Raw genomic sequence first — 13901 nt, 5'->3', positions numbered from 1 at the left:
TTTGCCGGGGCGAAAGGATTCGCCCCGGTAAGATAAGGAGTGGATGATCCCCGTTGCGAGATTAATTCCACCCATATTGGTGATTTGCGCCGACAGTTCTATTCCTGCCCAAACAGCGGAACCGGTCTGCCGCTGATATAGCGTTTACGCAACTTCGCCGAGACATAATCCATCGCCATCACGATCGCCACCAGAATCAGAGTGATAAACATCACCACATCCCAGTTCCATAAACGCATATTCTCGGCATAGACCAGCCCCACGCCACCCGCACCAACAAACCCCAGCACTGCCGCAGAGCGGGTGTTGGATTCAATCTGGTAAAGGCTCAGCGCCAGGAAGGCCGGGAATGACTGGGTGAAAATGCCATAGCGGTGCTTCTGCAGCGAATTCGCGCCCACTGCATTCAGGCCACGGCCCGGCGAACGCTCCACGGCCTCATGTCCTTCGGCATAGAGTTTTCCCAGCAGCCCCACGTCCTGCATCACAATTGCCAGTACCCCGGCCAGCGGCCCCATTCCTACAGCACGCACAAAAATAAGGCCCCAAATCGCCATATCGATCCCGCGCAGAATATCCAGCAGGCGACGCACTACCACGGCAACAGGACGTAATATTGAGGAAGACATCACATTACGCGCAGCAAAAAATGATACCGGCAGCGCGACCAGCGTGGCCGTAATCGTTCCGGCGAACACAATGGCAACGGTGATAAATATCTGCGTGAAATAATAGGCAAACGGCCAGTTCGCCACGTCGTGCCAGACAAACATCCGCAGAAAGTAGCGGCTAATCTGCGTGCTGCCGGTGGCAAGCATAGCCCAGCTGATGCCAAACATATTGAAGAAGAAAATGTAGTAAGCCAGTACTGCCGCTGCCACCAGGCCGATACGGCGCAGGTAACGGCGCTGCACGGAGAACAGTTCGCTGTGCTGTGATTTGAGTGAGGCCAGAGAGTCTGACCCGGCTAATGCTATCATACGGCTTTCCCCTCAACCACCCAGTGACGCAGACGCCCGGAAAGCGCGTCCAGCAGTGAAACCACAATGATAATCAGCAGCATGGTCATGCTGACCTGATCGTAGCGATCGAGTTTAATGTTGGTCATCAGCTCCTGACCAATGCCCCCTGCGCCCACCAGACCAAGAATGGTCGACTGGCGGAAGTTCACTTCAAGGCGCATAAAGCTGTAGGAAAGAAACACCGGTTTAACCTGCGGCCACAGGGCAAAGCGCATTCTTTGCAGCGTACCGGCACCGCAGGCGGAGAGGCCACGACCGGGCTTGTCTGAAGCGCTTTCAATCGCCTCATAAAACAGCTTGGTCAGGCTGCCAATGGTGTGCAGCGCCAGGGCGAGGAAGCCCGGAGTTACGCCGATCCCGAAAGCCATCACAAACATCACCGCCCAGGCCAGTTCCGGCATGGTACGAAGAAAAGCTACCGCAGTGCGGATGGCATAACGAACGATGGGCGGTGACTGGGTGTTATCAGCCGCCAGGAAAGCCAGCACCACCGCCGCGATCACCGACAGAATGGTGGCAGCCAGCGCCAGATTGAGCGTTTCCCAGATCAGCGGCAGCTGGATATGCAGACGATAGCCCCAGTAAGCCAGCGAGCCTTCGGTATGCCCGTCCGCGAACAGCACGTTCCAGTGCAGCACCGGCACTGTTTCGGCCAGATAGTCGAAGAAGTGCGGCAGAGAGGACCAGAGCGTTTGCAGGCTGAATTCAGAAATGTTGCCGGAAGCAATATAGAGGGCCAGCAGGGTCAGAGACCAGAGTACGGTGTCGCGCTTTTGTTTGCCCCGTACCTGCTGATAGTAGCGTTCAAAGTCTGTATTTTGCATGCGTTACCGCTTTTGTCGGTGTTCAGGGTGGCCCCGCCTGGCCGAAGCCAGGGGGGGCACCTGCCGCGTATTAACGGGCTTTGGTCAGTTCACGCTTCATATCGATGATGTTCTGGAAATCCGCCACGCTCGCCGGAGCGATATGCTGGGTGCCGCCCATCGCTTTGATAAAGCAGCTGTGGTCGGATTTATCCAGTTTTTTGATGGCGGCGACAAGTTTTGCTTTGAAGTCCGGGTCCAGCTTGTTGCTCACCAGGATTGGGCCGTTAGGGATCAGCGGCGACTGCCAGATAATGCGGATCTGCTTCATCAGGTCCGGATGATCCATGCGGATCATCCGGGTGAAGGCGCCGCTGGTGTAACCTGTGTTGTAGTCGCCGATCATTGAAGCCCAGGTCACCGCGCCTTCAAACTGGCCGTTCAGTACGCCTAACACATCCTGCTCGTGGCCGCCGGAGAAGGTGACGCTGGAGAAGAAACCGTTGTATTTGTCATCAATCGAGCCGCCGAACTGCTTTTTAAAAGCCTGGTTCGGGATCAGGAAGCCGGAAGTGGAGTCCGGATCGGCCATGCCGAAAGATTTGCCTTTCAGATCTTCCAGCTTTTTGTAAGGGCTGTCAGCTTTGACGATAACGACTGAGTGGTAACCGGTTGACTGGTCAGTGTCATCAGCAGCGATACCGACGATATCCACGGCTTTCGGGTCGTTGATGTACACGGAAGCATAAGAAGAAGGTGACATGCTCAGCACCATATCCACTTTGCCGCCCAGCAGGCCCTGGATCACACCAGAATAGTCAGAAGAGTTGCGCAGTTTGGTGTCCACGCTCAGCTCTTTGTCGAAGAAATCTTTCACGCACTGGTTGTCACCAATCTGCTGTGTGGCGTTCTGGCCACCGAGGATGCCAAGGTTCAGTTCCTTTGGCGCGGCGGCCTGAGCATAGTTAACTGCCATTACGCTGGTAAGCACCGCCGATAAGAATAATTTTTTCATTGCTGAGTCCGTATCCCAAAAATTGGCTTAGTTAAGTTGCGTCATCTCTTCGCCATACAGGGTATGGAGAAGGTCTTCTGTTAACTGCGACGGATGCCCGTCGAAAACAATGCGTCCTTTGGCGATGCCAATGGCGCGCGTGCAATATTCTTTCACCAGCTCAACGGAGTGCAGGTTCACCATCACGCTGATGCCGTTTTCACTGACCTGACGTAACACGTCCATGATGCGACGGGTATTTTTGGGGTCCAGCGAGGCAACCGGTTCGTCGGCCAGCAGGATTTTCGGATTTTGCATCAGCGCACGGGCTATCGCCACGCGCTGCATCTGGCCCCCTGAAAGGTTCTCGGCACGCTGCAGCGCCTGCGGCAGCATGTTCAGCCACTCCAGCAGGCCGATAGCGCGGGCGCGGTCCGCATCCGGGAACACTTTGAAGAAGGATTTCAGCGTTGAGGTCTGGCTGAGGCGGCCGAGCAGGACATTGGTGAGCACATCCAGGCGGGGAACCAGGCAGAAGTCCTGGAAGATCATCCCGCACTCGCTGCGCCATACACGCATCTGACGAGTATTCAGCTCAACGATGTTCTGCTGATGGCCCGACTCACGGAAATTAATAATTTCGCCGTCAGTGGCCGGAATGGTGCCGTTCAGTATATGCAGCAGCGTGGATTTTCCCGCGCCGGAACGGCCGATCACCGCCACCAGCTCGCCGGAATGCAGGTCGAAATTGATATCGTGCAGCACACGATTTTGTGCTGAATACGCTTTGCCCAGTCCCTGTACCGCCAGCACTTTTTTCTGTGCTGACCACACTGGAGCGACTTCAGGTGCAGGGGTCGGTTTTAACAGTGCCTGTGCCATAGTTTTTCCCGTTGAGAGTCTGGCGTTAAGCCTTGTGGGCCCTATTAACGGCGAGGACGGTGACAATTTAATGACGCGGGGATGATGAAAAAAAAACGCGGAGCGGAAGCGACGTTTTTATCGTTATATTTCCACGACCAGACCATCCCAGGCGGCAGCGACGCCCGGCGGCAACGCATTGTCTGCCAGCCAGTTATCCACGTCATGACTGATATGGGTCAACCAGCACTTTCGCGGCGCGATTAAGGTGTGTAAGGCCAGTACCCGGGTGATGTCGTTATGATTGTGCGGCTGCTCTTCCGCTGGCGCATAGCTGCAGTCGAGCACCAGATGATCGATACGGCGCTGGCGGAGAAAATCCAGCGTCTCCTGCGGCAGTCCAATGGTATCGGTCAGGTAAGCCAGGGTTCTGCCGCCCTGCTCAATCAGGTAGCCATAGGTGATTTTCGAATGGATCAGCGGCAATGGCGTCATCACAATGTCGCCGCAGGGCACCGGGTCAAAGGGTCGCAGAAAGGGCTGAAACGCCAGCAGACCGGGATGGCGATACAGATCGTCGCAGCCCTGCTCGTCAGGCGGACAGTACACCGGGATTTTCGCACCCATTCCCCAGCGCAGCGCAAATAACCCCTGCACGTGGTCCATATGAAAATGCGTGAGAAAGATGCGGTCCAGCTCACCGGGAGCAAACTGCTGCTCCAGGTGACACTGACCGGCATCCAGCAGCGTGGTCTGCCCCTGATGGCGTATCACCCCGCTGGTTGGCCCGCGTCGCCGTTCCGGCTGCTGCCTGGCCAGCTGGCAGGCGGTACAGAAACAGCCAAAAACCGGTACCTGACGGACATCGCCGGTGCCGAGAAAAGTAAATTGCATCGGTTACTCCTCACTGGCCAGCAGCGCCAGAAAGCCGCTCAGCGTCTGACTCAGCGCACCGTCGTTATTCAGCGCCAGGCAGCCCTCAGGCACGCTTTCCCTGGCACGACGCAGCCGCCGGGCAATCTCTTCCTCATCCTCCCTGCCCCGCTGACGCAGGCGCTGCTCCAGCACTTCGGGCGTCACCTGCAGGCAGATCGGCAGCAGCTGGCTGCCATAGCGTTGCTGCACCGCAGGCAGATGCAGCCGTGAGCCGTTGACCACCACATCCAGCCCATGCTGCAGCCACAGGTCAATTTCAATTCCCAGTGCGTAAAAGTGCTGGTGCGCCTGCCAGTCGATGGCAAACAGCCCTAACGTTTTACGCCGCCGGAATTCGATCTCGCTCAGCGAGACGTGGTTCTCCCCTCCGGCATCGGCGGCACGGGTGATGTAGCGATGCGCCACCATCAGTCCCGATGGCGCCGTTTCCCGTAGCGCATCCAGCAGGCTGTCCTTGCCTGAACCGGAAGCGCCGGTCAGCCAGATGATCCTGGCCATCAGTATGCAGCCCTGCCTTTCACCCAGACGGAGCGGACGTAAACCTGATCCTGATGCGCTTTAACCAGCACCAGATCGGCACGTTTGCCCTCGGCAATCATGCCGCGATCGTTCAAGCCAATAGACTGCGCAGGGTTACGGGTCACCATAGCGATGGTGGCAGGCAGCTGAAAATCGTTGCGCTCATCACGCGCCAGGCGGAAGGCGGCATCCAGCAGGCTGGCCGGATAATAATCCGAAGAGAGAATATCCAGCATGCCCAGCGCAGCCAGATCGTGAGCCGCCACGTTGCCGGAGTGGGAACCGCCCCGTACGATGTTAGGTGCGCCCATCAGCACCCGCAACCCCGCCGCACGAGAGGCGCGGGCCGCTTCTTCGGTGGTCGGGAATTCGGCAATCACGCTGCCAATCTCCTTCGACTCCAGCACGTGGGCCTGCGTGGCATCATCGTGGCTCGCCAGCGGAATATTGTACTGGCGGCACCAGGCGGAGATAGCCTGACGGTTCGGCAGCGACCAGCGCTCAGCAAAGCGCAGCTGTTGAGATTCAAACTCATCCATCTCAGCATCGTTCAGGTTGTATTTGCCCTGGAAATAGACCCGGTACTTCTCCAGAGAGGTGTACTGACGCTGCCCCGGCGAGTGGTCCATCAGCGACACCAGCGACAACTCCGGTATGCACATCAGCTGTTCAAACAGCGGCAGCGTGGACTCATGCGGCAGCTCGCAGCGCAGGTGCAGACGGTGCTCGGCGCGGTTAAGCCCGTGCTTTTCGCTGTGGCGGATGGCGTTGATCATCTTCTGCAGGTTCTCCAGACGATGGCCGCCGTCGCGCACGTCGCCCACCCCAATGGCATCCAGCACCGTGGTGATGCCGTTTGCCACCACCAGCGCATCGTGGCTGCTCATGGCAGAATGCGCAGGCCAGTCAACCTTCGGCCGTGGAGTAAAGAATTTGTCGAGGTTATCGGTATGCAGCTCCACCATTCCCGGCATCAGCCAGTCTCCCTCGCCGTCAATCGCCTCCGGCAGCTGGCTCGGCGTCTGGGAAAAGGCCTGAATCACACCGTTTTCCACTGCCAGCGATCCGCTGACCACTTCATTTTCCAGAATCAGTTTGACGTTATTAATGATCATACGGCGCTCCCGGCAATGGGATTCATAACATGCAGGCGGTTGGCAATACGGTCGCGGACTTCGTTATCGTGGAAAATGCCCACAATAGCGGCGCCGCGATCGCGGGCTTGTTCAATCAGGCTTACCACGGCAGCACTGTTGGTGCTGTCGAGTGAGGCAGTCGGTTCATCCAGCAGCAGCACCGGATAGTCGGCGATAAAACCACGGGCAATGTTGACGCGCTGCTGCTCACCGCCAGAAAAAGTCGAGGGTGCCAGCGCCCACAGGCGCGACGGCACGTTCAGGCGGCTGAGTAATGTTTTAGCACGATCGGAGCTTTCCTGTCGCTCCACCCCACGCTCCAGCAGAGGCTGCATCACCACATCCAGAGTGGAAATACGCGGGATTACGCGCAGAAACTGGCTGACCCAGCCAATAGTGTCACGGCGCAGCTGGAGGATCTGGCGGGCCGGAGCCGTCACCAGATCAACCCACTCTCCCTGATGCTCCACCCAGATGTGGCCGCTGTCAGGCAGGTAGTTGGCATAAAGAGAGCGTAGCAGCGTGGACTTTCCGCTGCCGGAATGGCCGTGTAGCACCACACACTCCCCGGCGGAGACCTGCAGGCTGGCATGCTGCAGTACCGGCAGCTCGGCCCCGTGCTGGTTATGCAGCACAAAAGTTTTGGACAGATTTTCGACGCGCAGTTTAAGGCTCATAGGGGTTTCCAGATTAGCTCAATACCGAAGAGACCAGCAGCTGGGTGTAAGGATGGTGCGGATCGTCCAGCACCCGGTCGGTCAGGCCGCTCTCCACCACTTCTCCCTGCTTCATTACCAACAGTCGGTGGGCCAGCAGCCGCGCCACGCCCAGATCGTGGGTGACAATCACCACCGCCAGGTTCAGGTCACGTACCAGGCTGCGCAGCAGATCCAGCAGGCGGGCCTGCACTGACACATCCAGTCCTCCGGTCGGCTCATCCATAAATACCACCTTCGGATGGGTCACCAGGTTGCGGGCAATCTGCAGACGTTGCTGCATCCCACCGGAAAACGTGCCCGGCAAATCATCAATACGTGACAGCGGGATCTCCACGTCCTGCAGCCACTTTCCGGCAGTGGCGCGGATGTCACCATAATGGCGCTGACCGACGGCCATCAGGCGTTCGCCGATATTGCCCCCGGCAGAAACCTGCGCTCGCAGGCCGTCCATCGGATACTGGTGCACCACGCCCCACTCGGTGCGCAGCAGGCGGCGACGATCGCTTTCACTCAGGCCATACAGCTCCTGGCCCTGATAGATAATCTCGCCCTGCTGCGGGGTCAGGCGAGCAGAAATCGCCTTCAGCAGCGTGGTTTTGCCGGAACCGGACTCGCCAACGATGCCCAGCACTTCACCGGAAAACAGCTCAAAGGAGACATCGCTGAAGCCTTTGCCCGGCGCATAAAGGTGGGTTAACTGGTTGACCGCCAGCAGGGGTTGTTCGGCTTTCATGCTTGCTTCGCCTTTTGTTGCTGATGACAGTAATCGGTATCGGAACAGACAAACAGGCGCGCGCCCTGGTCATCCAGCACCACTTCATCCAGATAGCTGTTGCGGGCCCCGCAAATGGCGCACGGCTCTTCCCATTTCTGCACGCTGAACGGGTGATCGTCAAAGTCAAGGCTTTCCACTTTGGTGTAAGGCGGCAGCGCATAAATGCGCTTCTCGCGTCCGGCACCAAACAACTGCAGCGCGGGCATCATATTCATTTTCGGGTTGTCGAATTTCGGGATGGGCGACGGGTCCATGACGTAGCGGTCATTAACCTTTACCGGGTAGGCATAAGTGGTGGCGATATGACCGAAGCGGGCAATGTCTTCATACAGTTTGACCTGCATGATGCCGTACTCCTCCAGCGCGTGCATGGTGCGGGTCTCGGTTTCACGCGGCTCGATAAAGCGCAGCGGCTCCGGGATCGGTACCTGGAAGATCAGGATCTGATCTTCGGTCAGCGGCGTTTCCGGGATGCGGTGGCGTGTCTGGATCAGCGTGGCATCCACGGTGCGTTCGGTAGTGGCTGCGCCACTGACTCGCTGGAAGAAGCGACGAATCGACACCGCGTTGGTAGTGTCATCCGCACCCTGGTCAATGACCTTCAGCACATCATGCTGGCCGATAATGCTGGCGGTCAGTTGAATACCACCGGTGCCCCAGCCGTAAGGCATCGGCATTTCCCGCCCGCCAAAAGGCACCTGATAGCCGGGGATCGCCACCGCCTTGAGGATTGCCCGGCGGATGGTACGCTTGCTTTGTTCATCGAGATAGCCGGGGTTATAACCGCTCAGTTCAGTCACGGTGCTTCTCCTGATAATCGGCACGCAGGCGGTTGAGCAGCTCAAGCTCGGCCTGGAAGTCTACGTAGTGAGGAAGTTTCAGATGTGAGACAAAGCCAGCCGCCTCAACGTTATCCGCATGGGCCAGCACAAACTCTTCGTCCTGCGCCGGGCTGGTGATACGTTCGTTGTACTCGCCGGTTTGCAGCGCGCGATCCACCAGCGCCATCGCCATCGCTTTACGTTCGGCGCGGCCAAACACCAGACCGTATCCCCGCGTCAGATGCGGCGCTTTATCAGCCGGAGTGGTGAAGCCGTTGACCATTTCACATTCGGTCAGCAGCACTTCACCAATTTCCAGCGGGAAGCCCAGCTCTTCCGGTTCGATTTCCACCGTGACGTAACCGGTACGGATCTCACCGGCAAAGGGATGGTTGCGGCCATAGCCACGCTGGGTGGAATAGCCCAGTGCCAGCAGAAAACCCTCATCCCCGCGCACCAGTTGCTGCAGACGGGCAGAACGCGGCATGGGCCAGGATGGCGGCTCGCGGGTAATGTCCAGCGGTTCGCTGCCGTCATCCTCTTCGGTGACGGCCAGCCCTTCCCGGGCCATCAGTTCAAACATGTGCGGGCAGGGATCGATCAGTGGCTGCTCAGCGCGTGGCGCGGCAGGGGCTTTACCCTCTGCCAGCAGGGTAAAATCCAGCAGGCGATGCGTGTAATCGTAGGTCGGGCCGAGCACCTGCCCGCCGGGCAAATCTTTATAAACGGCAGAGATACGACGCTCCAGTCGCATATCGGCGCTGTCCAGCGGCAGGCTGTCAGCCAGGCGTGGCAGCGTGGTGCGATAGGCGCGCAGCAGGAAAATCGCCTCTACCAGATCGCCACTGGCCTGTTTGATGGCCAGTGCCGCCAGCTCGCGATCGTGAATGCCGCCCTCGGTCATCACGCGATCCACTGCCAGCCCCAGTTGCTGGTCGATCTGGCTGCAGTTCAGTTCGTCCGGGCCTTCGCCCCGGCGCAGGTTTTCCTGCAGTTGATGGGCGGCGGCAATCGCCTTCTCACCCCCTTTCACGGCAACGTACATCAGCAGACCTCCACATCAGTAGTGCGTGGCAGCGCCATCATGTTTTCGCCACAGGTGAAGATCAGATCGATTCCCTGTGGAAAGCGATGCGGGCGCTCGCGCAGATAACTAAGCACGCTTTCCGGCAGCTGCGGAGCAATCGCGCGCGGCTCCATCAGACCCGGGCCGCTGAGGCGCAGCGTCAGACCGCCGCTCAGGGCAGGCACTTCAATTATCACCGTGGTGCTTTTTTCCGGCGCGGCGTTATCGCCCGGAGAGAACTGATCGAGGGCAGTATCGGATTTGGCATGCAGCAACGCGAACGGTGCATCGGGTTCAGGAGTGACTGGCGCACCGGTATGAAAGCGCAGGTTGCTCAGCAGGACATCACTGCTCAGCGTGCTGTCCAGCCAGATTGGCGTTTCGCGGTCAACCAGGGTCATCATCACGGCAGTGGCCGCCTGAGAAACCTTGCCCCAGGCAGGCAGCTGCGGCAGGGAAACCATCACGCCCGGCTCGCTCATCGCTTTCAGAATACGTCGAAAGGCGCGCTGCGAATCGGCAACCGGATGGGTAAAGCTGGCGAGTAAGGTCATTCGTTGTCTCCCCGGACAAGGGTGAAGAAATCGACGCGGCTGCTGGCGACTTCCCGGGCGCGCAGTGTGAGTTTTTCCTGGTGGGCAGCAGCCAGAGGGGTAATGATCCTCTGCTGGATCAGCTCACTGAAGCTGGTCTGCTGCAGCAGCGCATCCATCAGCGCGCACAATTCGGCGTGATCTTTATTACGGCTCATCACATAGCTGTAGCCGCAAATACCATCCGGCAGACGCACCACGGCGCGGGTCACGGTAGTATCGCCGAGGATAAAGCGACGGCCGGTGCCACCCATCCTCGCCTGCAGGCGGGTTAACCCGGTTTCCGGCGTACGCAGCAACTCATACTCTGGGTGAAGATCCAGCGGCTGCCAGTGCGTCAGCAGGGTTTCCGGCTGGCAGTGCGCCAGTACCGAAAGCCAGTGCTGTCTTGCCTTCAATGACTCCATTTAGTGCTCCAGCGTCAGTTCGATCATGTCGGCGCGGGTCAGGCTGACGGAGTATTCCGCCAGCTGTCCGCTACCGGTGCAGGTGTTCAGCGTACGGACACACAGCAAAGGAGAGTGCAGTGACACTTCCAGCAGCTTGCTCTCTTTAGCCTGTGCGCGGCGTGCGGTGATACGGGTTTGCTTACGGCTTAAATCCAGCGCCAGTTCGCGCTGCATGAATTCATGTAACGATCCGCTGTTAAACTGCTGCAGCTTTGGCCACCAGCGCAGATCGGCCAGATAGTGGTTGATCACACAAACCGGCACGTCGTTGACGCGGCGCAGGGTGCGCAGGTGAACAACCGTGTCGCCTTCCGCCAGGCCGAGCGCGGCGGCAATTTCGCCATTAGCCGGACGTAGCACCGCCAGCAACCTTTCACTGGTTGGATGGCTGCCCTGCTCCATCAGGTTCTGGCTGAAGCGGGCCTGCGCATGCAGCGGATAGTTGTAAGGGCGCATCAGTACCAGGATACCGACGCCCTGACGGCGCTGAACCAGTCCTTTGTTAACCAGCTCGTCAACGGCGCGGCGGAGCGTGTGGCGGTTTACGGCATAGCGCTCCGCAAGCTGTTTCTCTGAGGGCAGATACTCGCCGCAGCGGTAGTTGCTGCTCAGTTCCTGCTCCAGCTGGGCGGCTATTGCCTGATAAACAGTGGTCGGATGTCTGGATAAGTTCAGCATGTGAAATAACCTCAATCGCCATGGAGGTGCCCGAAGCGGAGTGCCCGCCCGGAGTACTTTTGATTGCGGTTATGGTGCGCGGGAAATGTGACAGAGGGGTTAAATCAAGATGTCGGGGAGATGAATTTGCGGGCGAGGCCCGCGATGGTTAACGGAGGAACAGCTCACGTTCACGCTGACGGCGCGGCAGCAGGATATCGGGATTGTTTCCCGCCCTTTTCCACATCAGAAAAGCATCCGCAGCCCCGGCATAATCACCCGTGTTGAGCTTTTTCTTTACCGTTGAGCTGGCAAAAGAACCGGCACCGATATTAAAAATCAGGCTGCAAAGCGCGTCATACTGATTTTGCGTCAGGGTTACGGTGACGTTCTTTGTAATAGCCTGTTCTGCCGTTGCCAGATCCTGCAACAGCAACTGGGTGGATTTTGCCGTAGTAATCTCTGTATTTCTGGCGATGGGCATACCATCAACGTAGCCGGTATGGCCGACGCCAATCGTTGGGATCCCCACTGAATCAAGATAGGCGCTCAGCCTTTCGCCCTCTTCCTGCTTGATAAATTGAATGCCGTTATCGCTGATTTTCATTTCTTTCACCTCCCAGGCGTTTACTCAGTTTGCCTTCGATCAGTTCGCGAATTTTCTCCACACCGACAAAGCCAATAATGCCGCCAATCAGATTGACTGCATTTTCGGGCAGACCCAGATGTTCCAGAGAGCCGGAAATCGCCAGAGTGAAGATCCCGCAGATAAAGGGGCCTGACACGATTTTCCAGATTGGTTTGCTGTCATAAATGCCCATAAAAAAGGCAATCAGCATGGAGGAAAGCGCGGAGAATACTGCGGGTAAGTACTCCAGGATCCATTCTGAGCAATGTTCCAGGATGCTGTGTAGTGTGGACATCATTGACAACCTCAGACAGATTCGGCCGGAGACAGCAGGCTGGCCAGCTCCCTCTGGCCAGCCTGTTATCAGTTACCCGTCAGGCAATTTGGGCCCACAGGGTTTCAGCCACACCCGGTGCCCAATCCGGCACGTGGGCAGTATGAGCTTGCAGGCAGATCCAGTTTTTACCCTGATAGCTGACCTTGTCGCCGGTTGGGTAGAAGGTACCCAGTTTCCACTCCGGATACAGATCGCCACCGCCGTTATCTTCGTCAGCCAGCGTGGTCACTGCCAGCACGTTCGACGGCACAGACAGCTGGCCCTGGGAATCAAAAGCGGCCACGAAATAGCGATAAGCCGTTTCCGCCTTCAGGCCGGTGTCGTCATAGCTCAGTTGCGCCACGCCGCTACGGGCAATTTCATTGCCATCACGGTAAACGATATAACCGGCCAGCGTGCCGCTGCTGGTTGATGCACCCCACATCAGCTTCACCGTATCTGCGGTGGTCCCCATGCTGTGCAGATGAGTAGGTGCCGTTGGCGGAGTACCCGGGATAACCGTGCCACTGGTGGTAACCACAATGGCCTGGCTCAGCGCGGATTCGATACCCGCAGCATTAATGGTGCTGACTGCATAACCATAAGCGGTGTTTTCGCTCAGGCCGGTGTCGGTGATTGTAAGCGCGGTAGTCTGACCAACAGGATTGCCATCACGGTACAGGCGGTAGGCTGAAGCCGTCGTCACGGAAGCATTCCATGACAGAGTTGCGCTGCTGGTAGTCACGCTGCTGGCGCGCAGGCCTGCCGGAGCAACAGGGGTCACTTCACCACCGTTATCATCACCGCTAAAATCCAGGTCAATCACGTGGTAGAAGGCGTTGCCGGTATTTGCCACTTCCCAGACGGCCAGGATCACATGGTAACCAGTACGCTGCGGCAACATCACATCATGCACGGTAGGCTGCGGCGGATTCAGCGCCTCATGGTGGCTCCAGTATGGTTGCTCAGTCAGTTCTACTTTGTAGAACGGTTGATCTTCAAACTGCGCACGACTTAGCGGCAGATTAGGGTTCCAGTCTTCGCGGGTAATAAAGTAATTCCAGCGACGGGTATCGTGAACCGCCGAGTAATACCAGGAAATTTTTAACATCTCGGCAGAAGCCACGCTGTGTTTCTGCCAGTGAGTGCCCGCTTCATCAAGGAAATTACCGTTGCCCTGATTGGCACTGGCAATTTTACCGTCCGGTGGCGGTGCGAAGTTGGTGACATCACTCGGTGCAACAACATCGGTCAGCCCACTGGCGGTAGCAGGGAAAAATTTACCGCATTCACGCTGGTTCAGCATGCCTTCATCGATTTTTCCTTCCTGCCAGGCGATATAAGCGCGTGATGCCGGTGAAAATACGTGACCGTGACGAAGCATCGGGCCGGATTTGCTGGTACTGATAATGTCAGAAGAACGTTCAGTCATGGTGTTAATACCTTTATAGTTTTTAGCGAGAGTAAATTCACGCCACAGGGAGGTAGCCACATTCGGCGCCCAGTAGATATTGGAGTCATGGACCATCAGGCAGACCCAGACCGCTGACCCCCAACGCACCAGATCGTTGTCGTGATAACGCACACCGGTAGTCCACTGCGGATA

17 protein-coding genes are annotated in these 13901 nt (G+C 57.7%); all 17 read right to left on the bottom strand.

The window, feature by feature from the left end; all coding sequences use genetic code 11:
• Positions 1 to 98: 98 nt before the first annotated feature.
• Entirely contained in the window at positions 99 to 980 is an 882-nt protein-coding gene (gene phnE / locus GSQ70_RS21375; protein WP_158784387.1) for a phosphonate ABC transporter, permease protein PhnE, read from the bottom strand.
• Complete coding sequence (phnE, locus tag GSQ70_RS21370; RefSeq protein ID WP_158784386.1) at positions 977 to 1846, bottom strand: phosphonate ABC transporter, permease protein PhnE; 870 nt, start codon at positions 1844 to 1846, stop codon at positions 977 to 979. Before phnE (GSQ70_RS21370) ends, phnE (GSQ70_RS21375) begins: the two co-directional genes overlap by 4 nt.
• A gap of 70 nt (positions 1847 to 1916) precedes the next feature.
• A complete protein-coding gene (phnD, locus tag GSQ70_RS21365) occupies positions 1917 to 2840 on the bottom strand; it encodes a phosphonate ABC transporter substrate-binding protein (protein ID WP_158784385.1) in 924 nt (307 codons plus the stop codon).
• A gap of 27 nt (positions 2841 to 2867) precedes the next feature.
• Entirely contained in the window at positions 2868 to 3701 is an 834-nt protein-coding gene (gene phnC, locus GSQ70_RS21360) for a phosphonate ABC transporter ATP-binding protein (RefSeq protein WP_158784384.1), read from the bottom strand.
• A gap of 123 nt (positions 3702 to 3824) precedes the next feature.
• Positions 3825 to 4574: a phosphonate metabolism protein PhnP gene (phnP, locus tag GSQ70_RS21355; RefSeq protein WP_158784383.1), complete on the bottom strand. Its 750-nt coding sequence runs from the start codon at positions 4572 to 4574 to the stop codon at positions 3825 to 3827.
• 3 nt (positions 4575 to 4577) lie between these two features.
• Positions 4578 to 5114, bottom strand: a complete 537-nt coding sequence (gene phnN / locus GSQ70_RS21350; protein ID WP_158784382.1) for a ribose 1,5-bisphosphokinase — start codon at positions 5112 to 5114, stop codon at positions 4578 to 4580.
• Positions 5114 to 6250: an alpha-D-ribose 1-methylphosphonate 5-triphosphate diphosphatase gene (phnM, locus tag GSQ70_RS21345; protein WP_158784381.1), complete on the bottom strand. Its 1137-nt coding sequence runs from the start codon at positions 6248 to 6250 to the stop codon at positions 5114 to 5116. Before phnM ends, phnN begins: the two co-directional genes overlap by 1 nt.
• Positions 6247 to 6948 carry a phosphonate C-P lyase system protein PhnL gene (gene phnL / locus GSQ70_RS21340; RefSeq protein ID WP_158784380.1) on the bottom strand — a complete coding sequence of 234 codons (702 nt, stop codon included), beginning with the start codon at positions 6946 to 6948 and terminating at the stop codon, positions 6247 to 6249. The genes phnM and phnL overlap by 4 nt, the downstream gene beginning before the upstream one ends.
• A 13-nt stretch (positions 6949 to 6961) precedes the next feature.
• Complete coding sequence (gene phnK / locus GSQ70_RS21335) at positions 6962 to 7723, bottom strand: phosphonate C-P lyase system protein PhnK (protein WP_158784379.1); 762 nt, start codon at positions 7721 to 7723, stop codon at positions 6962 to 6964.
• A complete protein-coding gene (locus tag GSQ70_RS21330; RefSeq protein WP_158784378.1) occupies positions 7720 to 8565 on the bottom strand; it encodes an alpha-D-ribose 1-methylphosphonate 5-phosphate C-P-lyase PhnJ in 846 nt (281 codons plus the stop codon). The genes phnK and GSQ70_RS21330 overlap by 4 nt, the downstream gene beginning before the upstream one ends.
• Complete coding sequence (locus GSQ70_RS21325) at positions 8558 to 9631, bottom strand: carbon-phosphorus lyase complex subunit PhnI (protein WP_158784377.1); 1074 nt, start codon at positions 9629 to 9631, stop codon at positions 8558 to 8560. The genes GSQ70_RS21330 and GSQ70_RS21325 overlap by 8 nt, the downstream gene beginning before the upstream one ends.
• Positions 9631 to 10206 (bottom strand): phosphonate C-P lyase system protein PhnH, encoded by a 576-nt coding sequence (gene phnH, locus GSQ70_RS21320; RefSeq protein ID WP_158784376.1) that lies wholly within the window; start codon positions 10204 to 10206, stop codon positions 9631 to 9633. Before phnH ends, GSQ70_RS21325 begins: the two co-directional genes overlap by 1 nt.
• The gene (gene phnG, locus GSQ70_RS21315; protein ID WP_158784375.1) at positions 10203 to 10652 is read right to left on the bottom strand and encodes a phosphonate C-P lyase system protein PhnG; all 450 of its coding nucleotides are present in this window, start codon (positions 10650 to 10652) and stop codon (positions 10203 to 10205) included. Before phnG ends, phnH begins: the two co-directional genes overlap by 4 nt.
• Entirely contained in the window at positions 10653 to 11372 is a 720-nt protein-coding gene (gene phnF, locus GSQ70_RS21310) for a phosphonate metabolism transcriptional regulator PhnF (RefSeq protein WP_199257290.1), read from the bottom strand.
• Between the two features lie 148 nt (positions 11373 to 11520).
• Positions 11521 to 11958, bottom strand: coding sequence for a lysozyme (locus GSQ70_RS21305; RefSeq protein WP_158784374.1), 438 nt, complete (start codon positions 11956 to 11958; stop codon positions 11521 to 11523).
• Positions 11942 to 12274, bottom strand: coding sequence for a phage holin, lambda family (locus tag GSQ70_RS21300; RefSeq protein WP_233268402.1), 333 nt, complete (start codon positions 12272 to 12274; stop codon positions 11942 to 11944). Before GSQ70_RS21300 ends, GSQ70_RS21305 begins: the two co-directional genes overlap by 17 nt.
• 79 nt (positions 12275 to 12353) lie before the next feature.
• The coding region (locus tag GSQ70_RS21295; RefSeq protein WP_370521092.1) for a lytic polysaccharide monooxygenase at positions 12354 to 13901 on the bottom strand (1548 nt) is incomplete at its 5' end.

Source organism: Pantoea sp. BAV 3049, assembly GCF_009765445.1.
Taxonomy (GTDB): Bacteria; Pseudomonadota; Gammaproteobacteria; order Enterobacterales; family Enterobacteriaceae; genus Erwinia.
The sequence above is the reverse complement of the archived record's forward strand: the minus strand, read 5'-3'. Positions and strand labels throughout refer to the sequence as shown.